Origin of the sequence: Albidovulum inexpectatum, assembly GCF_002927635.1 — a bacterium.
Taxonomy (GTDB): Bacteria; Pseudomonadota; Alphaproteobacteria; order Rhodobacterales; family Rhodobacteraceae; genus Albidovulum; species Albidovulum inexpectatum.
Window position 1 is genome coordinate 576,204 of sequence record NZ_PRDS01000001.1, and the last position, 25,064, is coordinate 601,267.

The 25,064-nt window shown below is 63.1% G+C and carries 25 protein-coding genes; 11 read left to right on the top strand and 14 right to left on the bottom strand.

Annotated elements, in window-relative coordinates; all coding sequences use genetic code 11:
• The first annotated feature begins 48 nt into the window (after positions 1 to 48).
• The 5 genes from rph to LV82_RS02945 are packed head-to-tail and all read left to right on the top strand — an operon-like array spanning position 49 to position 3,260.
• On the top strand, positions 49 to 759 hold the full coding sequence (gene rph, locus LV82_RS02925) for a ribonuclease PH (protein WP_104069170.1): 711 nt from the start codon (positions 49 to 51) through the stop codon (positions 757 to 759).
• Entirely contained in the window at positions 756 to 1,376 is a 621-nt protein-coding gene (rdgB, locus tag LV82_RS02930; RefSeq protein WP_104069171.1) for an RdgB/HAM1 family non-canonical purine NTP pyrophosphatase, read from the top strand. Before rph ends, rdgB begins: the two co-directional genes overlap by 4 nt.
• On the top strand, positions 1,373 to 1,753 hold the full coding sequence (locus tag LV82_RS02935; protein WP_104069172.1) for a RidA family protein: 381 nt from the start codon (positions 1,373 to 1,375) through the stop codon (positions 1,751 to 1,753). The genes rdgB and LV82_RS02935 overlap by 4 nt, the downstream gene beginning before the upstream one ends.
• Positions 1,750 to 2,907, top strand: a complete 1,158-nt coding sequence (gene hemW, locus LV82_RS02940; protein ID WP_104069173.1) for a radical SAM family heme chaperone HemW — start codon at positions 1,750 to 1,752, stop codon at positions 2,905 to 2,907. The genes LV82_RS02935 and hemW overlap by 4 nt, the downstream gene beginning before the upstream one ends.
• Positions 2,907 to 3,260, top strand: coding sequence for a YbaN family protein (locus LV82_RS02945; RefSeq protein WP_104069174.1), 354 nt, complete (start codon positions 2,907 to 2,909; stop codon positions 3,258 to 3,260). Before hemW ends, LV82_RS02945 begins: the two co-directional genes overlap by 1 nt.
• Here the strand turns inward: LV82_RS02945 and LV82_RS02950 are convergent.
• The 7 genes from LV82_RS02950 to hemJ all read right to left on the bottom strand — a co-directional run bounded on the left by LV82_RS02950 (position 3,257) and on the right by hemJ (position 10,628).
• Positions 3,257 to 4,141, bottom strand: coding sequence for a ParB/RepB/Spo0J family partition protein (locus tag LV82_RS02950; protein WP_104069175.1), 885 nt, complete (start codon positions 4,139 to 4,141; stop codon positions 3,257 to 3,259). The two genes, LV82_RS02945 and LV82_RS02950, sit on opposite strands and share 4 nt — an antisense overlap.
• Before the next feature lie 11 nt (positions 4,142 to 4,152).
• Positions 4,153 to 4,974 (bottom strand): ParA family protein, encoded by an 822-nt coding sequence (locus tag LV82_RS02955; RefSeq protein ID WP_104069176.1) that lies wholly within the window; start codon positions 4,972 to 4,974, stop codon positions 4,153 to 4,155.
• Entirely contained in the window at positions 4,967 to 5,590 is a 624-nt protein-coding gene (rsmG, locus tag LV82_RS02960) for a 16S rRNA (guanine(527)-N(7))-methyltransferase RsmG (protein WP_104069177.1), read from the bottom strand. The genes LV82_RS02955 and rsmG overlap by 8 nt, the downstream gene beginning before the upstream one ends.
• On the bottom strand, positions 5,587 to 7,452 hold the full coding sequence (gene mnmG, locus LV82_RS02965) for a tRNA uridine-5-carboxymethylaminomethyl(34) synthesis enzyme MnmG (protein ID WP_104069316.1): 1,866 nt from the start codon (positions 7,450 to 7,452) through the stop codon (positions 5,587 to 5,589). The genes rsmG and mnmG overlap by 4 nt, the downstream gene beginning before the upstream one ends.
• A 12-nt stretch (positions 7,453 to 7,464) precedes the next feature.
• Complete coding sequence (gene mnmE, locus LV82_RS02970) at positions 7,465 to 8,754, bottom strand: tRNA uridine-5-carboxymethylaminomethyl(34) synthesis GTPase MnmE (protein WP_104069178.1); 1,290 nt, start codon at positions 8,752 to 8,754, stop codon at positions 7,465 to 7,467.
• A 28-nt stretch (positions 8,755 to 8,782) separates the two neighbouring features.
• Positions 8,783 to 10,054 (bottom strand): transcription termination factor Rho, encoded by a 1,272-nt coding sequence (gene rho / locus LV82_RS02975; protein ID WP_104069179.1) that lies wholly within the window; start codon positions 10,052 to 10,054, stop codon positions 8,783 to 8,785.
• 124 nt (positions 10,055 to 10,178) lie between these two features.
• On the bottom strand, positions 10,179 to 10,628 hold the full coding sequence (hemJ, locus tag LV82_RS02980; protein WP_104069180.1) for a protoporphyrinogen oxidase HemJ: 450 nt from the start codon (positions 10,626 to 10,628) through the stop codon (positions 10,179 to 10,181).
• Between the two features lie 423 nt (positions 10,629 to 11,051).
• Here hemJ and LV82_RS02985 point away from each other — a divergent pair, with 423 nt between their 5' ends.
• The 4 genes from LV82_RS02985 to dnaQ are packed head-to-tail and all read left to right on the top strand — an operon-like array spanning position 11,052 to position 13,795.
• Positions 11,052 to 11,660, top strand: coding sequence for a Maf family protein (locus LV82_RS02985; protein ID WP_104069181.1), 609 nt, complete (start codon positions 11,052 to 11,054; stop codon positions 11,658 to 11,660).
• Positions 11,657 to 12,496, top strand: coding sequence for a shikimate dehydrogenase (locus LV82_RS02990; RefSeq protein ID WP_104069182.1), 840 nt, complete (start codon positions 11,657 to 11,659; stop codon positions 12,494 to 12,496). The genes LV82_RS02985 and LV82_RS02990 overlap by 4 nt, the downstream gene beginning before the upstream one ends.
• Complete coding sequence (gene coaE / locus LV82_RS02995) at positions 12,496 to 13,098, top strand: dephospho-CoA kinase (RefSeq protein WP_104069183.1); 603 nt, start codon at positions 12,496 to 12,498, stop codon at positions 13,096 to 13,098. The genes LV82_RS02990 and coaE overlap by 1 nt, the downstream gene beginning before the upstream one ends.
• Positions 13,091 to 13,795 carry a DNA polymerase III subunit epsilon gene (gene dnaQ, locus LV82_RS03000; protein ID WP_104069184.1) on the top strand — a complete coding sequence of 235 codons (705 nt, stop codon included), beginning with the start codon at positions 13,091 to 13,093 and terminating at the stop codon, positions 13,793 to 13,795. The genes coaE and dnaQ overlap by 8 nt, the downstream gene beginning before the upstream one ends.
• Here dnaQ and LV82_RS03005 read toward each other — a convergent pair.
• From LV82_RS03005 to LV82_RS03030, 6 genes are all read right to left on the bottom strand, one after another.
• Positions 13,790 to 14,467: a sugar transferase gene (locus LV82_RS03005; RefSeq protein WP_104069317.1), complete on the bottom strand. Its 678-nt coding sequence runs from the start codon at positions 14,465 to 14,467 to the stop codon at positions 13,790 to 13,792. The genes dnaQ and LV82_RS03005 overlap by 6 nt on opposite strands.
• 191 nt (positions 14,468 to 14,658) lie before the next feature.
• Positions 14,659 to 15,960 carry a xylose isomerase gene (xylA, locus tag LV82_RS03010; RefSeq protein WP_104069185.1) on the bottom strand — a complete coding sequence of 434 codons (1,302 nt, stop codon included), beginning with the start codon at positions 15,958 to 15,960 and terminating at the stop codon, positions 14,659 to 14,661.
• Positions 15,957 to 17,393, bottom strand: a complete 1,437-nt coding sequence (xylB, locus tag LV82_RS03015) for a xylulokinase (protein ID WP_104069186.1) — start codon at positions 17,391 to 17,393, stop codon at positions 15,957 to 15,959. Before xylB ends, xylA begins: the two co-directional genes overlap by 4 nt.
• Positions 17,393 to 18,154 (bottom strand): ATP-binding cassette domain-containing protein, encoded by a 762-nt coding sequence (locus LV82_RS03020; RefSeq protein ID WP_170063333.1) that lies wholly within the window; start codon positions 18,152 to 18,154, stop codon positions 17,393 to 17,395. Before LV82_RS03020 ends, xylB begins: the two co-directional genes overlap by 1 nt.
• 11 nt (positions 18,155 to 18,165) lie before the next feature.
• Positions 18,166 to 19,485, bottom strand: a complete 1,320-nt coding sequence (locus LV82_RS03025) for a sugar ABC transporter permease (RefSeq protein WP_104069318.1) — start codon at positions 19,483 to 19,485, stop codon at positions 18,166 to 18,168.
• 141 nt (positions 19,486 to 19,626) lie between these two features.
• Positions 19,627 to 20,649 carry a D-xylose ABC transporter substrate-binding protein gene (locus LV82_RS03030; RefSeq protein ID WP_104069188.1) on the bottom strand — a complete coding sequence of 341 codons (1,023 nt, stop codon included), beginning with the start codon at positions 20,647 to 20,649 and terminating at the stop codon, positions 19,627 to 19,629.
• A 217-nt stretch (positions 20,650 to 20,866) separates the two neighbouring features.
• Between LV82_RS03030 and LV82_RS03035 the strand changes: the two genes are divergently transcribed.
• Both LV82_RS03035 and LV82_RS03040 read left to right on the top strand, forming a co-directional pair.
• Positions 20,867 to 22,147 (top strand): ROK family transcriptional regulator, encoded by a 1,281-nt coding sequence (locus LV82_RS03035; RefSeq protein ID WP_245873049.1) that lies wholly within the window; start codon positions 20,867 to 20,869, stop codon positions 22,145 to 22,147.
• Positions 22,144 to 23,673, top strand: a complete 1,530-nt coding sequence (locus LV82_RS03040; RefSeq protein ID WP_104069189.1) for a CRTAC1 family protein — start codon at positions 22,144 to 22,146, stop codon at positions 23,671 to 23,673. Before LV82_RS03035 ends, LV82_RS03040 begins: the two co-directional genes overlap by 4 nt.
• Before the next feature lie 9 nt (positions 23,674 to 23,682).
• On the opposite strand, the gene LV82_RS03045 is transcribed toward LV82_RS03040, so the two are convergent.
• Positions 23,683 to 25,029, bottom strand: a complete 1,347-nt coding sequence (locus LV82_RS03045) for a cytochrome-c peroxidase (protein WP_425427725.1) — start codon at positions 25,027 to 25,029, stop codon at positions 23,683 to 23,685.
• Between the last annotated feature and the right edge of the window lie 35 nt (positions 25,030 to 25,064).

Here is a 25,064-nt window from a genome sequence, read left to right on the forward strand (position 1 = left end):
GGCTGCGCGACTGTAACTGACGTGGAACAATTCAAGCGAGGAAAAACAATGCGTCCTTCTGGCCGGAAACTGGACGAAATGCGTCCGATCTCGATCGAAACCGGGGTGACGAAACATGCCGAGGGTTCGTGCCTGATCAAGGTCGGCGATACGCATGTCCTGTGCACCGCGACGATCGAGGAAAAGGCGCCATCGTTCCTGAAGGGCTCGGGACTGGGCTGGGTCACGGCGGAATACGGGATGCTGCCCCGCGCCACGAATACGCGCAACCGGCGCGAGGCGGCGGCTGGGAAGCAATCGGGCCGCACGCAGGAGATCCAGCGCCTGATCGGTCGTGCCTTGCGCGCCGGTGTCGATCGGGTCGCGCTCGGCGAACGTCAGATCGTGGTCGATTGCGACGTGATCCAGGCCGATGGCGGAACGCGCTGTGCTGCGATTACCGGGGGCTGGGTTGCCCTGCGGCTGGCGGTGAACAAGCTGTTGAAGACCGGCGCGGTCACGTCGGACCCGATCGTCGATCACGTCGCAGCGGTGTCCTGCGGGATCTATGCCGGTCAGCCGATCCTGGATCTGGATTATGCCGAGGACAGCGAAGCTGGCACTGATGGCAATTTCGTTCTGACGGGCGCAAAGCGCCTGATCGAGGTGCAGATGTCGGCGGAAGGCGCGACCTTTTCGCGCGACGAGATGGGCCAGCTTCTGGACCTTGCCGAGGCGGGAATCGCGCAGCTCGTCGAGGCGCAGAAGGCAGCGATCTGATGCGACGCTTCACCGAAGACCGGTTGCTGATCGCGACGCACAATGCGGGCAAGCTGGAAGAGTTTCGTGCCCTTCTGGCGCCCTTTGGCATCACTTGCATCGGTGCGGCAGAGCTGAATCTGCCGGTCCCGGAGGAAACCGAGGACACGTTCGTCGGAAATGCCCGCATCAAGGCGCATGCGGCCGCTCGCGCGACTGGGATGCCGGCGCTTGCCGATGACAGCGGAATCGAGGTCGACGCCCTTGGCGGCGCCCCGGGCGTGCACACGGCGGACTGGGCGGAAACGCCGCATGGGCGCGATTTCATGATGGCGATGACCCGGACATGGCAGGAGCTGGAGAAGATCGGCGCCCCCTTCCCCCGGCGCGCGCGCTTTCGTGCCACCCTCGTCCTGGCTTGGCCGGACGGGCATGAGGAGATCTTTGAAGGCAAGGTCGAGGGGCAGCTTGTCTGGCCCGTTCGCGGCCGCCTGGGCCATGGCTATGACCCGATGTTCCAGCCCGACGGCCATGAGCAGACCTTTGCCGAGATGGTGCCCGAGGAGAAGAACCGGATCAGCCACCGCGCCGATGCACTGGGCAAGCTTGTCCGCATCTTCGAAAGCCCAAGGCGATGATCCGCAATCGGATCGCCGGTGGTTCGCCCTTCGAGGACCGTTTGGGATATTCCCGTGCGGTCGTGCAGGGCGATTGGTGTTTCGTTGCCGGGACGACGGGTGCGGACCCAGAGAGCGGGGATTTTCCCGCATCCGCGCGCGTGCAGGCACGCAACGCACTGGACCGGATTGCCAAGGCACTGACCGAGGCCGGTTTTGCGATGCAGGACGTGGTTCGAGCAACATATATCCTGTCCGATCGGTCCCATATTGACGACGTCGCGCCTGAACTTCGCGCAACATTCGGCGCGATCAGGCCCGCGGCAACGATGATCGTCGCGGGACTGATCGATCCGGCCATGAAGATCGAGATCGAGGTGACGGCATTTCAGGGATGAACGAAGATTGGCGTCACGGCGGTTTCGGTCTGTACCTGCACTGGCCGTTCTGCGCCTCGAAATGTCCGTATTGCGATTTCAACAGCCACGTCGCGGCGCACATCGATCAGTCGCGCTGGAAGGCGGCGTATCTTTCCGAGATCGATCGTCTTGCCGAGGAAACCGGACCGCGGGTTCTGAACACGGTGTTCCTTGGCGGTGGTACGCCGTCACTGATGGATCCGGAACTGGTTGATGCGATCCTTGGGCGCATTCGGGCGCGATGGCCCGTGGCGAACGATCTGGAAGTGACTCTGGAGGCCAATCCGGGATCGGTCGAAGCGGGGCGGTTCCGGGCCTATGCGCAGGCGGGCGTGAATCGGGTTTCGTTGGGAATCCAGGCGCTCAACGACGAGGATCTGCGGCGACTGGGCCGGCTTCACAGCGCAAGCGAGGCGCGCGGGGCGTTCGAGATCGCGAGGTCGGCCTTCGCGCGTGTGAGTTTCGATCTGATCTATGCGCGGCAATACCAGGATCTGGCCGCATGGGAGCAGGAACTGAGAGAAGCGGCCTTGATGGCGGTCGATCATCTGTCGGTCTATCAGCTGACGATCGAAGAGGGTACAGCCTTTGGGGCGCGTCATGCGGCCGGAGGGTTGAAAGGCTTGCCGGATGACGAGCTTTCGGCAGATATGTATCTGAAAACAAACGAACTTCTTGAAGAACTTGGCATGCCGGCCTACGAGATATCAAACCATGCCCGACCGGGCGCAGAGAGCCGGCACAACCTGATATACTGGCGCTATGGGGATTATGGCGGCATCGGCCCCGGGGCGCATGGGCGGTTGACGATCGATGGCACGCGGTATGGAACGGACACGCCGTTGCAGCCGGATCGATGGCTGAACCAGGTCGAGACGACCGGATCGGGTGAACGTTCCAGGCAGCCAATCCCGGATTTGGATCAGGCGGGCGAATATCTGATGATGGGCCTTCGCCTGATCGAGGGGATCGACATGGACCGCTTTGCGCGTCTTTCCGGACAGCCATTGTCCGGGTCCAAAATCGATCGTCTGGTCGATCTGGGCATGGTCGAAGTCGAAGGGTCGCGCCTGCGCGCAACCCGAAGTGGCAGGCCGGTTCTGAATGCATTGATACGGGAATTGCTGCCGTGATGCGCCCGGTCTGGACGGTCGGCGGCCTTGTGGCGCTCGCACTGGGTCTGGCCGGGATCGCCCTGCCCCTGCTGCCGACCGTGCCCTTCCTGCTGCTGGCGGCCCTTTGCTTTGCGCGGGGGTCAGAATATCTGCATGACTGGCTGCTGACGCACCCCCGTCTGGGCCCGCCGATCCACGACTGGCAAGAACGCGGGGCCGTTTCGCGGCGCGCCAAATGGGCTGCGACGCTGTTCATGTTGATCGCCATTGCAGTGCCCGCGGCGATTGGCGTCGCGCTGTGGATCACGATCGTGCAAGGCGCCACGCTTGGCGCCGTCGCGCTGTTTCTGTGGTCCCGGCCAGAGCCCTAGCGCGTCTGGCCCAGGATCTGGCAAAGCTGGTCCAGCTCATCCAGTGTGCGATAGGTGATCGTGACCTGTCCGCCCTGCTCTCCCTTGTGGTCGATGACGACCTTCATCCGGAGATTGGCCGAAAGATCCTGCTCGAGCATTCGGGTATCGGCATCTTTCTCGGGCCTGGGTCGAGCCGAACGATCGGGCGCGGGGCGTGTCTTGGCCAGCCGCTCGGTCTCGCGCACGGAAAGACCCTTGGCGATGACCTGACGCGCCAGGCCGACGGGATCGTCCGCGGTGATCAGGGCACGCGCATGACCCGCGGAGAGTTTGCCCTCTTTCAGCCAAGCCTGGACCTCTTCGGGAAGGTTCAGAAGGCGCAGAAGGTTGGCAATGTGGCTGCGGCTCTTCGACAGGGCTTCGGCCAGCTTTTCCTGCGTGTGACCAAAGCGATCCATCAGCTGCCGATACCCCAGAGCCTCTTCGATCGGGTTCAGGTCGGCCCGCTGGATGTTTTCGATGATCGCGACTTCCAGCACTTCGGTATCGCTGAAGTCGCGCACGATCGCGGGAACTTCGTGCAGCTGTGCCATCTGGGCGGCCCGCCACCGCCGCTCGCCCGCGACGATTTCGTAATTGTCCGGATTTCTGGGGCTCTTGCGAACGATCAGTGGCTGGATGATCCCCTTTTCACGGATCGACGCGGCCAATTCCTCAAGCGATTCAGGCGAAAAATGTCGCCGCGGCTGATCCGGGTTCGGCTCGAGCCGTTCGATCGGAATGCGCAGGTCGGCGCGACGGGAAGCGGATTTTCCCAAATCGTCGTCCCGATCGAGATTCACATCCGCCATCAGCGCCGACAGACCACGGCCCAATCCCCTGCGTTCGTTCTTTGCCATGTCGTCCCCAATCACTCCTGCAATTCCTTCAGCCGGGCCTTGTTCTGCTCGATCACTTCGCGCGCCAAGGCTCGGTAGGCCATGCTGCCTTTCGACATGCTGTCGTAGGTCAGCACCGGCATACCATATGATGGGGCTTCGGACAGGCGAACATTTCGTGGAATGACCGTTTTGTACACAAGTTCGCCCAGATTGGCGCGCGCATCGGCCTCGACCTGACTGGAAAGGTTGTTGCGGCCATCATACATCGTCAGGACAACTCCCTCGATCCGAAGGTCCGGGTTGACCGATTGACGCACCTGGCGAACCGTCAGCATGAGTTGCGACAGCCCTTCCAGCGCATAGAATTCCGATTGCAGCGGAACCAGGACCGAATCGGCGGCGACCATGGCGTTGACCGTCAGCAGGCTCAGCGATGGCGGACAGTCGATAAGGATGAAATCAAAATCCATCGCATCGATGGCCGGCTGGCGCAGGGCATCCCGCAGCATTGAACTGCGTTTTTCATTTGAAACCAACTGGATATCTGCCGAGGCCAGATCAGCATTGGCCGGAAATATCAGCAATCCCTCGACATCCGTCTGGTGTAGAACCTCGGCAGGATCCGCCCCTTCGATCAAAAGGTCATAGGTCGTCTTGTCACGATCTGCAGGATCAATACCGACACCGGTCGAGGCATTTCCCTGTGGGTCGAGATCGACCAGCAGAACCTTCAGCCCCTGCTCGGCCAAGGCCGCCGCAAGGTTGATCGCCGTCGTCGTCTTGCCGACGCCACCCTTCTGGTTGGCAATCGCAATGATGCGTGCTCGCGGCAGACTGGTCGGGTCAGACACGAGAAATACCTCCGATTTTCAGAATGGTGGCGTCCGGTTCGGTGACGCTGGGCTGGTTCTGATATGAAAACCGCCATTTTTCAAGCGCCTGCCTCAGCTCTTCCTGCCAGCGTGCGCCCTTGGGAAAAACAGCGACCCCGTCAGGTGCCATATGGCGTTGGGCAAATTCAAGTAGCTTGGGAAGAGGCGCCAGGGCCCGGGCGCTGAGCACGTCGGCCCCAAGGGGCGCGATATTCTCAATCCGCTGCGCTTCGATTCGCAGGTCCAGCCCAAGTTCGCGCGCCACTGTCGCGAGGAATGCTGACTTTCTGAGATCAGCCTCGACCAACGTCACTTTGAGATCAGGACGTTCGTCCACGGCCAGAATTGCAACGATCATGCCAGGCAATCCCGCGCCACTGCCCAGATCGACCCAGTTTCCGGTCGCGTCGGGAACACTATCGAAGACCTGAATCGAATCGCGAATGTGGCGCTCTTGAATCTCGGTGATGGTCGAACGGCCGATCAGGTTTATCCGAGAGGTCCACTTGCGCAAAAGATCTTCGTAACGACGAAGGCGTTCGAATGTTTCACGTGAAACATCCCGTCCCCTGATCTGACAATGGATCGCGGTCATCCCGCTGCCTGTCGTCTTTCAGCCTTGCGCAAGGCGGCAAGGATCAGCGTCAGTGCCGCCGGCGTCATGCCCTCGACCCGAGCCGCCTGGGCCAGGGTTTCGGGTCGAGCGCGTCCAAGCTTTTCTTTCAGCTCGTTTGAAAGCCCCGACAATGCGCCATAATCGAAATCGGCGGGAATTTCGTGGGATTCATCCCGCTGAAGAGCCTCGATATCCGCCCGCTGGCGCTCGATATAGGTTGCATAAGTCGCGTCGCGCTTCAGTTGAGCGGCAATCTGGGGGTCAATTTCCGAAAGTTCCGCCTTGGCTTGTTGCAATTGGACCATGTCGACATCCGGGAATCCAAGCAAAACATAGCCATTCCGACGCTGGCCATCCTGTGAGACGTTGATGCCGATCTGTGCAGCCTCGCGTGGCGTCAGGTTGAAACTCTCAAGCAGTTCGCGCCCGCGCTCCAGCGCCTCCATCTTTTGTTCGAAACGGCGTTTGCGTTCGTCCGATACGCCGCCAAGCGAGATCGCGATCGGGGTCAATCGCTGATCTGCATTATCCGCACGCAGCGAGAGCCGAAATTCCGCGCGCGAGGTAAACATGCGGTACGGCTCTGATACACCCCGTGTCACGAGATCGTCGATCATTACGCCGATATAGCTGTCCGATCTGGAGAAAATGACGGGCGCGCGTTCCAGCGCAGACAGTGCCGCGTTCATTCCCGCAACAAGGCCCTGTGCTGCGGCCTCTTCATATCCTGTGGTGCCATTGACCTGACCCGCAAGATACAGACCCGACTGGGCGCGCAACTCCAGCGTGGACCTCAGCGAACGGGGATCAACATAATCATATTCGATCGCATAACCAGGCTGCAGGATCCGCACGTCCTCCAGCCCCACGATCGAGCGGACGTAAGACTCCTGCACCTCCACGGGCAGCGAAGTGGAAATTCCGTTGGGATACACGGTGTCGTCGTCCAGGCCTTCGGGTTCAAGAAAGACCTGGTGCGATGTCTTGTCGGCGAACCGGACGATCTTGTCTTCTATGGATGGACAATATCGTGGGCCGACGCCTTCGATATGTCCCCCATACATCGCTGACCGCGAAAGGTTGGCGCGGATGATTTCGTGGGTTCTTTCATTCGTGTAGGTAATTCCGCAGGAAATCTGACGCTGAAACGGTCGGTCATGCAGAAACGAAAAAAGGACCGGGTCATCGTCCGCTGGCTGAAATTCCAGCCGATCCCAGTCGATCGTCCGCCCGTCCAGGCGCGGCGGCGTCCCCGTCTTCAGCCGACCCAATGTCAGCCCCATATCCGAGATACGCTCTGCCAGCCTGACCGACGGCTTGTCGCCCATCCGGCCTCCGGGACGCTTCTCGTCGCCAATATGAATGATGCCACGCAGGAAAGTGCCCGTGGTCAGGATAACCGCATGGGATTCAATTTCTGAACCATCCTGCAGGATGACGCCAGAAACGCGGCCCTCCCGGAACAGAAGGTCCGTGGTTTCGCCCTCGATGATCGTCAGATTGGGTTGTGCTTCGCTTATCGCAAGCATGGTTTCACGGTAAATCCGGCGGTCAGCCTGGGTCCGCGGCCCCTGAACTGCCGGCCCCTTTCGCCTGTTCAACAGACGGAACTGAATGCCAGCATGGTCAGCGACGCGGCCCATGACACCATCCATGGCGTCGATCTCGCGCACCAGGTGGCCCTTTCCCAGGCCACCGATAGCCGGATTGCAGGACATCACACCAATCGTGTCACGCCGTAGCGTCACAAGCGCAGTGCGCGCACCCAGACGCGCCGCAGCATGCGCCGCTTCGGTTCCGGCATGTCCGCCTCCGACGACGACGACATCGAAATGTTTCACGTGAAACACTCCTTACTTCCCTATGCAAAAGCTGGAGAAAATCTCATCCAGCAGATGCTCGACATCCACACGCCCGACAAGCGAATCCAACGCCCGTATTGCGCGACGCAATTCGTCTGCAGCCAGCTCTATCCGCTCAGAGCCCCTCACTACCTCAAATCGCGCCGATTCCATAGCCCCCAAAGCGGTCACGATTGCGCTTCTGTGACGTTCGCGCACAACAACACCGGCGCCGGCAATTCTCCGCCCAAGGCGCGCGGCAATCAGATCGACGAGTTCCGCAATACCCTGTCCGGTCTTGCCCGAAATCGCCAGATGCCCCTCGGGCGCAATGCCCAGATCCGCCTTTCCATAGGCCACGATGTCATCTGTAAGCGGCTCCAGCATCGGAAGATCGTCGCTATCAAGCAGGAAAACCCGCAGATCCGCCGCGCGCGCCCTCTGCAGGGCACGTTCGATACCGATGCCTTCAACTGCGTCGTCGGTTTCGCGCAATCCCGCCGTGTCCAGCAATGTGACCGCAAGCCCGCCGATTTCCATACGGACCTCGATCACGTCCCGTGTAGTGCCTGCGATCTCAGACGTAATTGCCGCCTCGCGGCCCGCCAACGCATTGAGAAGAGTAGATTTTCCGGAATTCGGCCGCCCAACGATCGCCACCTCGAAACCTTCGCGAATCCGCTCGGCGGCGCCGTAACCCGACAATTCCCGCCGAAGGTCCGTTTCGACGCGATCGATGAGCGCCAGAACCTCCGGCGTCACATCCTCGGGAACGTCCTCGTCGGCAAAATCGATCGTTGCTTCCAGCAACGCCGCCGCCCGCACCAGATCCCGGCGCCAGGCTTCCGCCCGCTCCCCCGTCGCGCCTGACAGAACCCGCAAGGCCTGCTTTCTCTGCGCTTCGGTTTCCGCATCGATCAGATCGGCAAGGCCTTCGACCTGGGCCAGATCAAGCCGCCCGTTTTCCAGCGCCCGCCGCGTGAACTCACCCGGTTCCGCCATGCGCAGGCCGGGAATTTCCGACAAGACCCGCAGAACGGCCGACACGGTCGCAACCGCGCCGTGCAGATGCAGCTCAGCCGCCTGTTCCCCGGTAAAGCTCTTGCCCTTCTCGAAGGTCAGAACCAACGCCTCATCCAGAACGTCGCCCTGCCATGTCAGACGCCGCAGGCTGGCACGGCGCGGCATTGGCACCGACCCCGCCAACCGTTCGACCGCCTGCCACGACGCGGGACCGGACAGACGAACTACGGCAACGCCTGCTCGTCCCCTGGCAGATGCCAGGGCAAAGATCGTGTCCATCCGCCTCTCCTCCGTCCCGGAAAGGATATCAGGTATTCATGGAGTCGAAGAACTCGGCGTTCGTCTTCGTCTGCTTCAGCTTCGACAGCAGGAACTCGATCGCATCCGTGGTGCCCATCGGGTTCAGGATACGACGCAGGACATACATCTTCTGCAGGTCGCCCTTCGGCACCAGCAGCTCTTCCTTGCGCGTGCCCGACTTCAGAATGTCGATCGCCGGGAAGACGCGCTTGTCGGCGACCTTGCGGTCAAGAACGATTTCGCTGTTACCCGTGCCCTTGAATTCCTCGAAGATGACCTCGTCCATCCGCGAGCCCGTGTCGATCAGCGCCGTCGCGATGATCGTCAGCGACCCGCCCTCTTCGATATTTCGCGCCGCGCCGAAGAACCGCTTTGGTCTTTGCAGCGCATTCGCATCGACACCACCGGTCAGAACCTTGCCTGAAGAGGGCACAACGGTGTTGTAGGCACGCCCAAGTCTTGTGATCGAATCAAGAAGAATCACAACATCTCGTTTATGCTCGACCAGGCGCTTTGCCTTTTCGATCACCATCTCGGCCACGGCAACGTGTCGGGTCGCAGGTTCGTCGAAGGTCGAGGAAATGACCTCGCCTTTCACGCTGCGCTGCATGTCGGTCACTTCTTCCGGACGCTCGTCGATCAGCAGGACGATCAGGTAGCATTCCGGATGATTGATCTCGATCGACCGCGCGATGTTCTGCAACAGCACGGTCTTGCCCGTCCGCGGTGGCGCCACGATCAGCGCCCGCTGCCCCTTGCCGATCGGAGCCACCAGGTCGATGATCCGGCCCGAGCGGTCCTTCAGCGTCGGATCCTCGATCTCCATGCGCAGCCGCTCATCGGGATATAGCGGCGTCAGGTTATCGAAGGCCACCTTGTGGCGCGCCTTGTCGGGATCCTCGAAGTTGATCTTGTTGACCTTGGTCAGCGCGAAATAGCGTTCGTTGTCGTCCGGCGCCCGGATCACGCCCTCGACCGTGTCCCCGGTGCGCAGAGAGTACTGCCGGATCATGTCCGGGCTGACATAAATGTCGTCCGGCCCTGGCAGATAGTTCGCCTCGGGCGAACGCAGGAAGCCGAACCCGTCCTGCAGGACTTCCAGCACGCCGTCTCCGCTGATCTCCCAGCCCTCCTCGGCGCGTTCCCGCAGGATCTGGAACATCATCTCGCCCTTGCGCATGGTCGAGGCGTTCTCGATCTCCAGCTCCTCGGCCATGGCCAGCAGGTCGGCGGGGCTCTTCGCCTTCAGTTCCGAAAGGTTCAGGCGTTCTTGGGTCATCGGGTCAACCACGGTCTATGCGCCCGAAGGCGGGTGTCAGATCTCGATCGGGGAGAAACCCTTGGCCGGACGGCCAGGATCAGAACCTCAATAAACCGCGCTCCGTGCCGAGTCAATTCGGCGGTCAGAACTTCACGATGACTGAGAACACGATCACCAGCAGGAAAAGCGTCGGCAATTCGTTCATGATGCGATAGGTCCGACCGCTGCGCGTGTTCGCGCCGCTTGCGAACTCCTTGCGCCGGTATCCCAGCCAGTGATGGAACCAGGTCATGCCCAGCACCCCGGCGGCCTTTGTCCATGGCCAGACCTCGGACCAGTCCACAATCCCCGGCGTAAAGACCAGCATCAGGCCAAAGACCCATGTGGCGATCATTGCCGGGTTCATGATCAGCCGCAGCAGCTTGCGTTCCATTTCCTGGAACAGCTTGTCTCCTTCCGACCCGACCGCGACCCGCTCGGCATGATAGACAAACAGCCGTGGCAGATAGAACAGCCCGGCCATCCAGGCGATCACCGACACGACATGCATCGCCTTTGTCCACGGATAAAGATTCGCCAGCAGATCGCCCATGCAGGTACCTCACATCACGGCCTCATCTAATTCAAATCCTTATAGAGAAAGAAGGATCTTGATGCAGTAGGCCCTGTGGGCAATGTGGATAACACATTTCCCCACATCCTTGTCCACAAGGGATCGATCTGTGGAAAAGTCTGGGGAAAGAGTCGCGAAAATACCCTGAAATCTTATTTTTATTATTTACTATCAATATCTTAACAAATAACGCGAATGTGGGTATTTGTTGATACTGAACCGCAGACACGTCCTGTGGATCAGCGAATTATCCACAGGACGGTGATTTCGGAATTCACAGAGGTACGAATCGTCCTGGAACTTTCCCGAAAGGCCCGACTTGCCCACAGCGCCCCGATCTGCGCATGTTTTGCACCGCATCAGACACAGGTTTCCGCCCCTTTTGTCCACAGGGCTATCCACATGACCGATACGAATGCTCAGCTGGTCCTTGCGTCGGGTTCGGCCATCCGTGCCCAGCTTCTGCGCAATGCCGGGCTTGCCATCGAAACGCATCCCGCCCACATCGACGAAGAGGCCATCCGCGCCGCGCTTCAGCATGAAAACGCCACGCCGCGCGACATCGCCGACGCCCTGGCGGAACTGAAGGCCCGCAAGATTTCGGACAAGTTTCCTGGCGCACTGGTTCTCGGCTGCGACCAGGTCCTGGATCTGGATGGACAGGTGCTGTCCAAGCCCGAAGATCCGGAAGATGCGCGGGCTCAACTGCTGGCCCTGCGCGGGCGCACCCATCGCCTGCTGTCGGCCGCCGTTGTCGCGCGCGACGGAACGCCGATATGGCGCCATGTCGGTCAGGTCCGACTGACGATGCGCGACTTCTCGGATGCCTATCTTGACGATTACCTGGCCCGCAACTGGCAAAGCATCCGCGACAGCGTCGGTTGCTACAAGCTCGAGGAAGAGGGAGTGCGGCTTTTTTCCCGCATTGACGGAGATTACTTCACCGTCCTTGGCCTGCCCTTGATCGAACTCTTGACCTGGCTGTCCGTTCGCGGCGACATCGCCTCATGACCGAGATCGATCGTATTCCCCTTGCTGGCGTCATCGGGTCCCCGATTGCCCATTCGCGTTCGCCCCGGCTGCATGCGCATTGGCTCAAACGCCTTGGCCTGCCCGGATATTATATTCCCATGGATGTCGCGCAGGCCGACCTGCGCCAGGTCATCCAGACGCTTCCCAAGGCCGGCTTCGTCGGTGCGAATGTCACCATTCCGCACAAGGAAAGCGTTCTGGCGCTTGCAGATTTCGTGACCGACCGCGCAGCGCTGATTGGCGCGGCGAACACCCTGATCTTCCGTCCCGACGGCAAGATCCATGCCGACAACACCGACGGCTACGGCTTCCTTGCCAATCTTCGTCAGAACGCCCCGAATTGGGATCCGGCATCGGGCCCTGCGGCGGTCTTTGGCGCGGGGGGTGCGGCGCGCGCGGTGATCGTTTCCTTGATCGAGGCTGGCGCGCCCGAGATCCGTATAGCAAACCGCACGCGGACGCGCGCCGAAACCCTGCGCCAGGAATTCGGCGCCAAGATCGTGATCGAGGATTGGGTCCGCGCGGGCGACATTCTGGAAGACGCCGTGACGGTGGTAAACACCACCGCCCTGGGGATGGCGGGCAAGCCCGACCTTTCGATACCGCTTGACGCGCTTTCTCCAAAGGCCGTGGTAAACGATCTGGTCTACACGCCGCTGAAGACCACGTTCCTGAAACAGGCCGAAGAGCGTGGCTGTACCGTGGTCGATGGCCTCGGCATGCTGCTGCACCAGGCCGTCCCGGGCTTTGAACGCTGGTTCGGCGAACGCCCCGAAGTGGACGAGGCCGCGCGCGCCGCCGTGCTGGAGGAGTGATGCCCCGCCCTTTCCTTCTGGGCCTGACGGGGTCCATCGGCATGGGCAAATCCACCACGGCACGCATGTTTGCCCAGATGGGCGTGCCGGTATGGGACGCCGACGCCGCGGTACATCGCCTGTATGCACGGGGCGGTGCGGCTGTCCCGGCAATTGCGGAAATCTGTCCCCAGGCCATCGTTGACGGCGCGGTCGATCGCAATATCCTGCGCGACTGGATCATGTCCCACCCCCATGGATTGGCCCGGATCGAGGCTGCCGTTCACCCGCTTGTCGCCCAGGACCGCAAGGAATTCATCGACCGTGCAGCGCGCGAAGGCGCCGATCTGGTGGTTCTGGATATTCCCCTTCTGTTTGAAACCGGCGCGGATGCCATGATGGATGCCACGCTTGTCGTGACAGCCCCGGCGGAGGAACAGCGCCGCCGCGTTCTGGCACGGCCCGGCATGACCCCAGAAAGGCTGGAAGCGATCCTTTCCCGGCAGATGCCCGATGCCGAGAAACGCGCCCGTGCAACCCATGTCATCGAGACGCGCAGCCTTGATCAGACCCGCGCTGCCGTGCAAGAGCTTGTCGAAAGCATCAGGGCCCGACATGCGTGAGATCGTTCTGGATACCGAAACCACCGGTTTCGAACCCGAGGAAGGTCATCGGATCGTCGAGATCGGCGCGATAGAGCTGCTCAACCACCTGCCCACCGGCCGGTTCTATCACCAGTACATCAACCCCGAACGTCCGATGCCGAAAGAGGCGTTCGAGGTTCACGGCCTTGGCGACGATTTCCTGCGCGACAAGCCGCGCTTTGCCGAGATCGCTCAGGATTTCCTGGACTTTATCGGCCCCGATTCCCGGCTGGTCATTCACAATGCCAGCTTCGACATGAAATTCATCAATGCCGAACTGTCCTGGGTCAATCTGCCGCCGATTCCGATGGATCGCGCGATCGATACCCTGACGATGGCCCGACGCAAGTTTCCCGGCGCGCCGGCCACGCTGGATGCCCTGTGCCGGCGCTTCGGGATCGACAACTCGGCGCGGGAAAAGCACGGCGCCCTGCTCGACTCCGAACTTCTTGCCGAAGTCTATCTGGAACTGATCGGCGGCCGGCAGCCCGATCTGGTCCTGGGCGTCGGGGTCCAGGCCGACGCCGGTCCGGTGCGGCAGGACACCTGGCGCCCGCGTCCGCGACCCAGACCCTTGCCCGAACGCCTGACCGAAGCCGAACGCCAGGCCCATCAGGCCTTTGTCGAAAGCCTTGGCGAAAACGCGATCTGGCGACGCTTTACTACGGCTTCATAGCCCTGTCGCGCGCAGAACGGCGAGGATCGTGCGCCAGATGATCCCCAGGTCGGTTCGCAGACTGACCCTGTCGGCATAAAGGCGATCCGCCCGGACACGCTTGGCAAAGATCGTGTCGTTGCGCGGTCCAACCTGCCACAGGCCCGTCAGGCCGGGCCGCATTGCATAATAGGCGGCGGCACCCGGCTGCGCATCATAAAGGTCGCGTTGTTCGGGCAGAAAGGGACGCGGTCCCACAAGGCTCATCTGCCCCAGCGCCACGTTCAGCAGCTGTGGAAGTTCATCCAGGCTGGTCCGCCGCAACAGGCCGCCGATCCGGGTGACACGCGGGTCATTGCGCAGCTTCTGATTGCGCTTCCATTCATCCGCCAAAACCGGATCGTCCTGCAATATGCGGGTCAACGAACGGTCCGCATCCCGGCGCATGGTCCGGATCTTCCACATCCTGAACAATCGGCCATTCTGACCGACACGCATCTGTCCATAGATGGGGTTGCCGACCGACAGGGCCGCAAGGCCAAGGCACAGCAGCATGACCGGCAGCGCCACCGGCAGCATTGCAAGGACCAACACCAGATCCAGCGCCCTCTTGCCCCATCTTTCATATTGCCCGCGGGGCGAATGGCTGCGGGATGCAAGACGGTCGGAAAATTCGAAGTACGGGGCAGCCATCTCAGACTCCATGCCGGTTGTGCCGGGCCCACCCCTTCCCGGATCACCGTCAAGCTGGCCAAGTTTGGTTACCGATTGGTTAAGCGTGACAGCGCGTAACAGTCTTTTCACCAAACCGAAACGATCGCACGGCATAAAAAAGGACGCCCGGGCCGACACCCGGGCGCTCCATCCTCGGCCTGCCGGATCGCTCAGACGAAGCGGTTCCACAGGTTCTCCAGCCGCTCCTGGCGGCCAGACCGCGGCTGCGGATCGATCCCTTCGGATTCCACCCGTGCGGCAATCTCGTCCAGCGAGGACTTCAGCATCGCCTGCGCTTCGGGCCGGTCCCAGCCGGCATAGCGATCGGCCCGCGCCCGTTCCAGCGACCCGTCCTCCAGCAGCGCAGCCGCCGCCTTCAGCGCCCGCGCGCAGACATCCATCGCGCCCACATGCGCCAGGATCAGGTCCTCGGGGTCCAGGCTTTGCCGCCGCAGCTTGGCGTCGAAATTCGTACCCCCGGTCGTGAACCCGCCTGCCTTCAGGATCTCGTAATAGGCGCGCGCCATTTCCGGAACGTTGTCGGGAAACTGATCGGTGTCCCAGCCCGACTGGTAATCATTGCGGTTCATGTCGATCGACCCGAAGATCCCCAGACTTGCCGCCGTGGCGATCTCGTGTTCGAAGGAATGGCCGGCCAGGATCGCGTGGCCCTGCTCGATATTCACCTTGACCTCGTTCTCGAGCCCGAATTCCTTGAGAAATCCATAGACCGTGGCGACGTCGTAATCGTACTGGTGCTTGCTGGGCTCCTGCGGCTTGGGCTCGATCAGGATCGTGCCCTTGAAGCCGATCCTGTGCTTGTATTCGACCACCATCGACAGGAAGCGGCCGTAATGCTGCCGTTCGCGCGCAAGATCGGTGTTCAGCAGGGTCTCATAGCCTTCGCGACCGCCCCAAAGGACATAGTTTTCACCACCCAATTTGTGGGTTGCGTCCATGCAGGTCTTCACCGTGGCCGCGGCATAGGCAAAGAGATCCGGATCGGGGTTCGTCGCCGCGCCGGCCATGAACCTGCGATGCGAGAACAGGTTCGCCGTTCCCCACAACAGCCGCGTGCGGCTGGTTTCCATCTTGCGGGCGAAGTAATCGACGATTTCTTCCAGATTCCGCCGGCTTTCGGCAAAGCTCGCCCCTTCGGGCCGCACATCCGCATCGTGGAAACAGAAGAACGGCACGTTCAGGATGTCGAACATCTCGAAGGCAACGTCCGCTTTCAGACGCGCCAGATCCATGCTGTCGCCGAACCATGGCCGTTCAAAGGTCTGGCCGCCGAACGGGTCATTGCCCGGCCACGCAAACGAATGCCAATAGGCCACGGCAAAGCGCAGATGGTCCTCCATCCGCTTGCCCAGGACGATTTCGTCCGGGTTGTAATGGCGAAAGGCGAATTCGTTGTCGCTGTCGGGCCCCTCGTGGCGGATGGCCGGGATACCCTTGAAAAAGTCGGTCATGTCAGTCCCCTGATGGCATCACGGGCCGCGCGGTAACGCGCATGGCCCTCGTCGAAAGCGGCTGAAAGGCTGGAGTTCGGCTCGATCACGCGCGCGATCCGGGGTGGTGTCGCGATTTCGGCCCCCGCGCCGGTCGCGGCCATGATGGCCAGCCGGGCTGCGCCGAAGGCGCCGCCATAATCACCCGCCACAGGAACCGAGACAGGCGTATCCAGCGCCGTCGCGATCGCAGCCAGCCAGTAGTCGGACCGCGACCCGCCACCGACCGCGATCAGCCGGTCGATGCGCGTGCCGGTTGCCGCCAGCGCGTCGCGGCAATCGCGCAGCGCAAAGGCCACGCCTTCCAGGACCGCGCGCGTCGCGGCCCTGCGGTCGGTGGCATGTTCCAGCCCGATGAAGGCGCCCCGGATCGCGGCGTCGTTCAGCGGGGTGCGCTCTCCGCCCAGATAGGGCAGGAAACGCGTCTTGCCCGGCGGCTGAAGCTCGCCCAGACCGGCGGTCAGTTCGGCCGCGTCCCTACCCGCCAGCCGCGCGAACCAGTTGAGCGCATCCGTCGCCGCAAGGATCACGCCCATCTGGTGCCAGGTCCCCGGAACGGCGTGACAGAAGGTATGCACCGCGGTTTCCGGTGCCGGGCGGTAGCCGTCATTTGCGGCAAACAGCACGCCCGAGGTGCCAAGGCTGACGAATGCCTGCCCCGCCCCCACCACGCCCACGCCGATGCCCGAGGCCGCGTTGTCCCCGGCCCCGCCAGCCACGATCACGTCGGGCCGCAGGCCAAAGCGATCGGCCAGTTCCCGGCGGATCTGGCCCGATGGCTCGGACCCTTCGACCAGCCGCGGCATCGCGGATCTGTCCAGACCCGTTTCGCGCAGCAACGTGTCCGACCAGTCGCGCGCGCCGGTATCCAGCCAGCTTGTCCCGGCCGCATCCGACATCTCGGCCACGTGGTCCCCCGTCAGCCACAGGCGCAGGTAATCCTTGGGCAACAGAACCTTCGCGACGCGGGCAAAGATGTCGGGTTCGTTTTCCCGGACCCAGACCAGTTTCGGCGCGGTGAAGCCGGGAAAGACGATATTGCCGGTGATCGCACGAAAGCGCGGATCCGCGTCCAGCCGCGCAGCCTGTTCATGGGCGCGGGTGTCGTTCCACAGGATGCAGGGCCGCAGAACATTGTCCGCGCCATCCAGCAAGGTGGCCCCGTGCATCTGGCCCGACAGGCCGATGGCGCGCAAAGCCGCGCGGATCGGGGCAGGGATTTCCCGGATGACCTGCTCGGCCGCGGCGATCCAGTCGGCCGGGGATTGCTCTGACCAGCCGTCATGGGGGCGCGAGACCGTCAGCGCGGCCGTGGCCTCGGCCTGGATCTGCTGATCCTCGTCGATGACCACGGCCTTCAGGCCCGAAGTACCCAGATCGAGCCCCAGAAACATCAGGCAACCTTTTCGGGCTTCTTGCCCAGGATGATCATACCCAGGATGTCTTCGTCGGTGACCTCGTTCACGTTCACCGTTCCGACAAGCTGGCCGTTCTTCATCACGCTGGCGCGGTCGCACAGATGCATCACGTTGTGGATGTCGTGCTCGATCAGGAAGATGCCCAGCCCCTGGGCCTTCAGTTCCTGGATCAGCTCGGCCACCATCTGCGTCTCGTGCGGGCCAAGCGCGGCGGTCGGTTCGTCCATGATCAGTATGCGCGCGTTGAAATAGACCGCCCGCGCGATCGCGACGGATTGCCTCTGACCGCCCGACAGGGCCGAAACCGGCACGTTGAACTTGCGGAAGTTCGGGTTCAGCCGTGCCATGATCTTGCGGGTCTCGGCCTCCATCCGGGCGTCGTCCAGCAGACCCGAAGGCGTCAGCAGCTCGCGACCCAGGAAGAGGTTCGCGGCCGCGTCCAGATTGTCGGCCAGGGCCAGCGTCTGATAGATCGTCTCGATATTGTAGCGCCGCGCGTCGCGGGGATTCTCGATCGTGGCCTTTTCGCCGTTGATCCAGATCTCGCCCGAATCCGGCTGGTAGGCGCCCGAAAGGCACTTGATCAGCGTGGACTTGCCGGCGCCGTTGTGGCCCAGAAGCCCGACGACCTCGCCCGGATACAGATCGACGGTCACATGATCGACGGCCTTGATGCCGCCGAAAGACACCGAGATGTCGCGCATCTCGACCAGCGGGGTTCCCCTGTTCGTCGTCATCTCTGCCCCCCTCATTTCGACTTGCTGCGATAGACCTTGTCCAGCCACACGGCCAGGACCAGGACAGAGCCCACGACGACCTGCTGAATCGCGGCATCAAAGCCGATCAGCACCATCCCCGTCTGCAGCGACTGCATGACCAGCGCGCCGATGATCGCGCCATAGATCGTGCCGACACCGCCGCCCAGCGAGGTGCCGCCGATGACCGCCGCGGCAATGACGTAAAGTTCGTCCAGCGTGCCCAGGGCGTTCGTCGCCGAATTCAGTCGCGCCGAGGCGACCGCCGCCGACAGGCCACACAGGAAGCCCATCAGCGCAAAGATCTTGACCGTCATCCATCGGGTGTTGATGCCCGCAAGCTCGGCCGCTTCGGGATTGCCACCGATGGCAAAGACATAGCGGCCAAAGCGGGTGCGCGTCATCAGGAAGGTCATCACGATGCCCACCGCGATCAGGATCAGCACCGGAATCGCGAAACCGTGGCTGATGAACAGGCCCTCGGCCGGGATCTCGATCCCGTTGCGTTCGGCATATTGCCGGACGATGCCGCGCGGCCAGGGATAGGCATTGACCAGCAACACCGCGCCGATGACCAGCGCGCAGCCCAGTGCGGCCAGGAACAGCTCGGCCCAGACCGGGCGCAGCGGAAATTCGAACTTGCGACGCTGGGCGCGGCCGTGAAGGATCAGCCAGATGATGCCGGCACAGGCCAGAAGGCCCACGATCCAGCTGCCCGTGGCGCCGATCGCGCCATAGGGTCCGCCACCCAGCAGCGCAAAGGTCGAATCGACCGGCGAGATCGTCTCGCCCCGCGCCACGAGGAACGCGGCGCCGCGCCACACCAGAAGGCCGCCCAGCGTCACGATGAAGGCCGGAATGCCGCCATAGGCGATCAGGAACCCATGCAGCGCGCCGATCGCGGTGCCGACGGCCATGCCGCACAGAACGGCGATGATCCAGATCGCGGGATGTCCCAGCCCCAGATATTTCGGCAGGAAATAGACCTGCACGACGCCCATCACGATGGCGCAGAAGCCCAGGATCGACCCGACCGACAGATCGATATGCCGTGTCACGATGACCAGGACCATGCCGCAGGCCATGATGCCCACGCTTGCGGTCTGCACCGAAAGGTTCCACAGGTTGCGCGGAGTCAGGAACGCGCCATAGCCGTTCACCAGCTGACCATAGAGGTGAAAGCCCACCCAGATCAGCACCAGGGCACCGACCATCCCCAGAAGCCGGGTGTCAAGCTCGGTCGCGCGTAGAAAGCGGGTCACCGGCCCCTCGGTCGCTTCGGGGCTGCGTTTCGTTGTCGTCGATTGGGTCATGTCCTCATCCACAAGGGCAGAGAGCGTGACGCGCCGCGCGCGTCTCACCATCGGGATTGAAGAGGGTCAGGGTCCGTCCCTGACCGGTTCGGTCGGGGCACCGCCCGAAAGGCGGCGCCCCTTGCCAGTGTCACGTGCCGATCAGCAGCCGTCGACGCCTTCCATCGCGCCTTCGCAGGCCTGCTCTTTCGAGATATGGCCGGCCTCGATGACGACGCTCAGGTTGTCCTTGGTGATCGGGGTCGGCGCAAGGAAGATGGCGTTCATCTCGACGCCCTTCTCGCCACCCGACCATTTCACGGCGCCTTCGATCTGGTCCATGGGCGTGCCCTTGGCCAGTTCCAGCGCGATCTCGGCCGCCTTCTTGCCCAGCTGACGCGAATCCTTCCAGACCGAAACGGTCTGCAGGCCGCGCGCCACGCGGTTCAGCGCGGCAAGGTCGCCATCCTGACCGCCCACCGGGACCGTGCCCGCCAGACCCTGCGCCTGCAGCGCGGCGATCACGCCGCCGGCCATGCCGTCGTTCTCGGCCAGGACCGCGTCGATCTGGTTGTTGTTGGCGGTCAGACACTGCTCCATGTTCTTCTGGGCATTGTCCGGCTTCCAGCCATCGGTGAAGGTTTCGCAGACGACCTTGATCTTGCCCGCCTCGACATCGGGACCGATCACCTCCATCATGCCTTCCAGCAGGAACAGGGCGTTCGGGTCACCCTTGTCGCCCTTGATGATGGCATAGTTGCCCTCGGGCTGGGCTTCCTTGACCTTCTCGGCGATGATCCGGCCCACGCCCTTGTTGTCGAAGGTCAGATAGAAGGCACGCGGATCCTCGATCAGGCGGTCGTAACCGATGACGGGAATGCCTTCGTTGGCGGCCATCTCGATGGCGGGCGCGATCGCGTCCTTGTCCATCGCCAGGATGATCAGCGCATCGGCACCCTGGGCGACCAGGGCCTCGATATCGGTCAGCTGCTTGGCGGCCGAGGCCTGGGCGTCAGCCGAGATATAGGTCGCGCCGGCCGCTTCCAGCGCCTCCTTGATGGCCTTTTCGTCGGTCTTCCAGCGCTCTTCCTGGAAGTTCGACCAGCTCACGCCCACGGTCTGGGCCATGACGGATGTGCTGAAACCGACCGTCAGGGCGACGGCCGCGAGAATGGATTTATGCATGTTCACCTCCCAAAGTCGGGCATGATGCCCGGCCGGCACTTTTGCCGAACGTCGAACAGGCTGGCGCGATTAATTTCACTTGTCAAATTAAAAAATGCCTTCCACACTGGCAAGAACACAAATTTCCTTCGCTGCAAAGCAGCAAATGGGAATGAACTGCACCGTCCACAGTCAATTTCGTACGTGACTACAGTGGTTTTGTTAGGCGGGCTAAATAATGGCGACGATCGAGAGCAGGTCGAACCTGAAGACGCGCATGGTCCAGCCGGGCTGCGGCCCGCTGATACCCCCCTTGACGATCGGCGCCCGTCCGCTGCGTCAGCAGGTATTCGAACGCGTGCGCGCGGCTGGCTCGATCCCCCGCGTCCAGGTGGCCAAGGAGCTGGGCATCAGCCCGGCGACGGTGACAACCCTGACATCCGAGCTGATCGAAATGGGGCTTTTGGAAGAGGTGGACGTGCCCCGCGAAAGCGATTCCGGCCGCGGCCGCCCCGCCGTGGCCCTGGGGGTGCGGCCGGGAACACGGCCGGTGGCCGGGCTGAAACTCTCGGACCGGGAAAACACCGCGGTCATTGTCGATTTCGCCGGTAACCTGATCGCCGACCTGGCGATTCCGCGCCGTCCGGGCGCATTGGGGATCGAAGACATCCTGCGAGACACGCGCCTGCTGCTCGAAGGTGTCTGCGCGCGCGCGGGAATATCGGTCCATGAGCTGCAGGCCGTCGGGCTGGGCGTTCCCGGCTTTGTCGATGCGACAGATGGCATTGTCTATTGGTCACCGATCCTTGCCGCGCGCCATGTTCCCCTGGCGCGACTGCTGAGCGATCACCTGAATGTCGCGGTGCATGTCGACAACGACGCCAACCTGGTGACGCTGGCCGAGCTGTGGTTCGGCGCGGGGCGGGCGCTTTCGGACTTCGCGGTGGTGACCATCGAACACGGCGTTGGCATGGGCTATGTCCTGAACCACCGCATCTATCGCGGCGCGCGGGGTCTGGGCATGGAGCTGGGCCATACCAAGGTGCAGATCGATGGCGCGCTGTGCCGCTGTGGCCAGCGCGGCTGTCTTGAGGCCTATGTCGCCGACTACGCGCTGGTGCGCGAGGCGACGACCGCGCTGAATTGGACCGATACCCAGATGCAGTCGGTGACCGTGCTGCTGGAAACGCTTTACGACCATGCCAAGGCCGGCAATGGCGCCGCGCGGTCGATCTTCCGGCGCGCCGGGCGGTTCCTTGCGCTGGGCCTTGCCAATGTCGTCAACCTGTTCGATCCCGAACTGATCATCCTGTCAGGCGAACGGATGCGCTACGATTATCTTTACGCAAAGGACACCCTGGCCGAGATCGAGGCATTGTCGCTGGACACAGGCCGCCCCGCCCCGCGGATCGAGATCCATGCCTGGGGCGATCTTCTCTGGGCGCATGGGGCCGCGGCGCTGGCCCTGTCGGCGGTCACCGATGCCCTGCTGGGCCCCGCGCGCGAGGCCGCGGCATGATCCGGGCCCTGCTTGTCCTCGCCGCCCTGTCCGGCGCCGCCCCGGCCCTTGCGGCCGATCCGGTGTTCATCGACCGGGCCGACGGCCTGCCGGTGCGCCATGTCTATGGCGGCGGTTGGGAACATTTCGTCGGCGGCGGCGTGGCGGTGCTTGACTGCAACCGAGACGCCCGTCCCGATCTTTTCGTCGCCGGGGGCGAAAACCCCGCGCGGCTGCTCATCAATGAAACCGATGGCCCCGGCGCGCCGATCCGCTTTCGCGACGGCCCGATCGCGGCCGTGACCGGCGTGACCGGCGCCTATCCTCTGGACATCGACTCGGACGGCTGGCTGGACCTGGCCGTCCTGCGAGTCGGCCCGGACCGATTGCTGCGCGGCGGGCCCGATTGCACCTTTTCCGACGCGACGGCCGAATGGGGCTTGGCCCCGCGCGACGCGTGGACGACGGCCTTTGCCGCAACCTGGGAGCGCGGACAGGACTGGCCCACGCTGGTCTTCGGCCATTACGTCGACCGCGCCAATCCCGAAGGCCCCTTCGGAGCTTGCGACAGCCATGACCTGTATCGCCCGCAAGGCCGCCGCTATGGCACGGCCCGGGAAATCCGTCCCGGATACTGCACCTTGTCGATGCTGATTTCGGACTGGCGCCGCGTGGGCGAGCCGGAGCTGCGGATCTCGAATGACCGTCACTACTATATACGCGGCGGTTACGAGCAGATGTTCCGGCTGAACCCCCTGGCCGAGCGGACCGAGGACTGGCCGCACATCTCGCTGTGGGGCATGGGGATTGCCAGCCAGGACATCACGGGCGATGGCCTGCCCGAGGTCATGATGACCTCGATGGGCGATCAGCTGTTGCAGATCAATACCGGCGCGGGCTTTGTCAATGCGCCCTATTCGATCGGGACCTATGCCTCGATCCCCTTCGTCGGCGACGACGGACGCCCCTCGACCGGCTGGCATGCCGAATTCGGCGATATCGACAATGACGGGCGGGCCGACCTGTTCATCGCCAAGGGCAATGTCGATCAGATGCCGTCCAATGCGATCCACGATCCCAACAACCTGCTGATGCAGAATGCCGATGGCACGTTCCGCGAGACCGCGCATCTTGCGGGCATCGCCACGGGCGAACGGTCGCGCGGGGCGGCGCTGACGGATCTTGACGGGGATGGACGGCTGGACATCGTGGTGGTCAATCGCCGCGCCCCGATGGAGATCTGGCAGAACGCGACGCCCGATACCGGCCACTGGCTGGCGGTCGCACCGGAATTCGGGGCCAATACCCATGCCGTGGGCGCCTGGATCGAGCTGCGGGCGAATGGCCGCGTGCAGACGCGCGAGGTGACCGTCGGCGGGGGCCATGCGGGCGGCCAGGCCGGGCCCGTTCATTTCGGTATTGGCCCCGCGACCGAGGCAGAGATCCGCGTCGTCTGGCCCGATGGCAGCGTCCTGGACTGGACCCGGGTGCCGGCCGACCGCGTCATTCGGGTCACGCCCGGCGGCGTGCGTCCCGATCCGGCCTGAACCGGGGCTTCAGCGTTCGACCGGCAACCCGCTTGGCACCGAGTCCGGCACGCCCAGCCGACCCTTCAGGGCGGTTTCGTCGCTCAGCGCGTCCAGAAAGGCGATCAGGTCGTCGATCTCGGCTTGCGACAGGCGCACCCCCGGACGTGCCGCCGCCTCGATCGCCGCGACCTCGGCGGGATCGTCCAGGATCGCCCAGTCGTCCTTTTCGCTTTGCATCGCGGGCAGGACCGCCTGGGCCCGGTCATAGCCGCCCAGACCCTGCGCGGGATCGGCGTGATGGGCCAGAAACTTGCGCATGTCCGACCATGCGCCCGCATGGCCCCATGGCCCGGTATGCATCACGTTGCGCAATGACGGCGTGCGGAAGGCATAGGCATCCTCGGGCCGGTTCGAAACCCGCATCCGGCCGATATCGCGTGAATGCCGTTCGAACCGTTCCGCCTTGCCGGGGCCAAGCTGCGGCTCGCCCATCGCGTGGAAGCCGTGATCGGTCTGGAACGGCCCCGCGTGGCAGGTGGCGCATCCCCCCCGGCCGTAGAACAGCTCCATCCCGCGCCGGGCCGCCTTGGGCAGGTCGCCTTGCCCGCGCAGATAGCGGTCAAAGGCGGAATCGTCGCTGCGCCATTCAAGGGCCATGAAGGCCGCGATCGCGTTCGAGATGTCGGTGAAGGCGATCGGCCGGCCTTCGCCGATGTCGGGATAGACCCGTGCGAACATCGCGGCATAGGCCGGGATCGAAGCGACCCGGGCCGAGATCAGGTCCCATGCGCCGCCCTTGCCGGTGATGCGCCCGCTGCGCACGGCCTTGGCGATCTCGTTTTCCTGGTAGTGTCCCGCCATCTCGTCCGGCGAAAGGACCGGGAACATCGTCTGGGCCGACAGCACGCTGTCGAAACCTGTCACCATCTCGTCTTCCAGCGGCGTGCGCAGGCCCGACGGCCGCATGGGATCCGCTTCGATCCGGCCGTCATGGAACAGGCGGGTAAATTCGCGTGCTCCCAGATTGAACAGGGCCGGCGCGTTGCGCGGGATGCGCAGCTCGGGCGGGTTCGCGGGATCGACATGCCGGTCGGGGCCAAGTCCGATGCCACCTTCGCCCATGCCCAGCGACAGCCCGTCCGACGTGCCGAATTTCGGGTGGTGGCAGGTCGCGCAAGAGATGTTGCGGTTGCCAGACAGGATCGGATCATAGAACAAGAGCTGACCCAGCCGTGCCTCGTCGGGATCGACGGGCACGTAATCGGCATCGGTTACCGGGCGCGGCAGGTTGCCTGGGTCGGCCATCACCGGCGTCAGGTGCAGCGCGGCAGCCAGGGTCGCGGCAAAGGGAACGTAACGCAGGGCATTCGCCATGAAGGAACCCGTATCAGGAAATTCGGCCCGCACAG

Bases quoted from the DNA above. Each gene is read 5' to 3' on its own strand.
- LV82_RS03020 (WP_170063333.1), bottom strand. From the start codon at position 18,154: ATGACGACGAACAGGGGAACCCCGCTGGTCGAGATGCGCGACATCTCG.
- LV82_RS03040 (WP_104069189.1), top strand. From the start codon at position 22,144: ATGATCCGGGCCCTGCTTGTCCTCGCCGCCCTGTCCGGCGCCGCCCCG.
- LV82_RS03045 (WP_425427725.1), bottom strand. From the start codon at position 25,029: ATGGCGAATGCCCTGCGTTACGTTCCCTTTGCCGCGACCCTGGCTGCC.
- rho (WP_104069179.1), bottom strand. From the start codon at position 10,054: ATGACCCAAGAACGCCTGAACCTTTCGGAACTGAAGGCGAAGAGCCCC.
- LV82_RS03005 (WP_104069317.1), bottom strand. From the start codon at position 14,467: ATGGCTGCCCCGTACTTCGAATTTTCCGACCGTCTTGCATCCCGCAGC.
- LV82_RS03025 (WP_104069318.1), bottom strand. From the start codon at position 19,485: ATGACCCAATCGACGACAACGAAACGCAGCCCCGAAGCGACCGAGGGG.
- hemJ (WP_104069180.1), bottom strand. From the start codon at position 10,628: ATGGGCGATCTGCTGGCGAATCTTTATCCGTGGACAAAGGCGATGCAT.
- LV82_RS03030 (WP_104069188.1), bottom strand. From the start codon at position 20,649: ATGCATAAATCCATTCTCGCGGCCGTCGCCCTGACGGTCGGTTTCAGC.
- LV82_RS03035 (WP_245873049.1), top strand. From the start codon at position 20,867: ATGGCGACGATCGAGAGCAGGTCGAACCTGAAGACGCGCATGGTCCAG.
- LV82_RS02945 (WP_104069174.1), top strand. From the start codon at position 2,907: ATGCGCCCGGTCTGGACGGTCGGCGGCCTTGTGGCGCTCGCACTGGGT.
- xylA (WP_104069185.1), bottom strand. From the start codon at position 15,960: ATGACCGACTTTTTCAAGGGTATCCCGGCCATCCGCCACGAGGGGCCC.
- LV82_RS02950 (WP_104069175.1), bottom strand. From the start codon at position 4,141: ATGGCAAAGAACGAACGCAGGGGATTGGGCCGTGGTCTGTCGGCGCTG.
- dnaQ (WP_104069184.1), top strand. From the start codon at position 13,091: ATGCGTGAGATCGTTCTGGATACCGAAACCACCGGTTTCGAACCCGAG.
- xylB (WP_104069186.1), bottom strand. From the start codon at position 17,393: ATGTTTCTGGGGCTCGATCTGGGTACTTCGGGCCTGAAGGCCGTGGTC.
- hemW (WP_104069173.1), top strand. From the start codon at position 1,750: ATGAACGAAGATTGGCGTCACGGCGGTTTCGGTCTGTACCTGCACTGG.
- LV82_RS02985 (WP_104069181.1), top strand. From the start codon at position 11,052: ATGACCGATACGAATGCTCAGCTGGTCCTTGCGTCGGGTTCGGCCATC.
- LV82_RS02935 (WP_104069172.1), top strand. From the start codon at position 1,373: ATGATCCGCAATCGGATCGCCGGTGGTTCGCCCTTCGAGGACCGTTTG.
- rph (WP_104069170.1), top strand. From the start codon at position 49: ATGCGTCCTTCTGGCCGGAAACTGGACGAAATGCGTCCGATCTCGATC.
- coaE (WP_104069183.1), top strand. From the start codon at position 12,496: ATGCCCCGCCCTTTCCTTCTGGGCCTGACGGGGTCCATCGGCATGGGC.
- mnmE (WP_104069178.1), bottom strand. From the start codon at position 8,754: ATGGACACGATCTTTGCCCTGGCATCTGCCAGGGGACGAGCAGGCGTT.
- LV82_RS02990 (WP_104069182.1), top strand. From the start codon at position 11,657: ATGACCGAGATCGATCGTATTCCCCTTGCTGGCGTCATCGGGTCCCCG.
- rsmG (WP_104069177.1), bottom strand. From the start codon at position 5,590: ATGACCGCGATCCATTGTCAGATCAGGGGACGGGATGTTTCACGTGAA.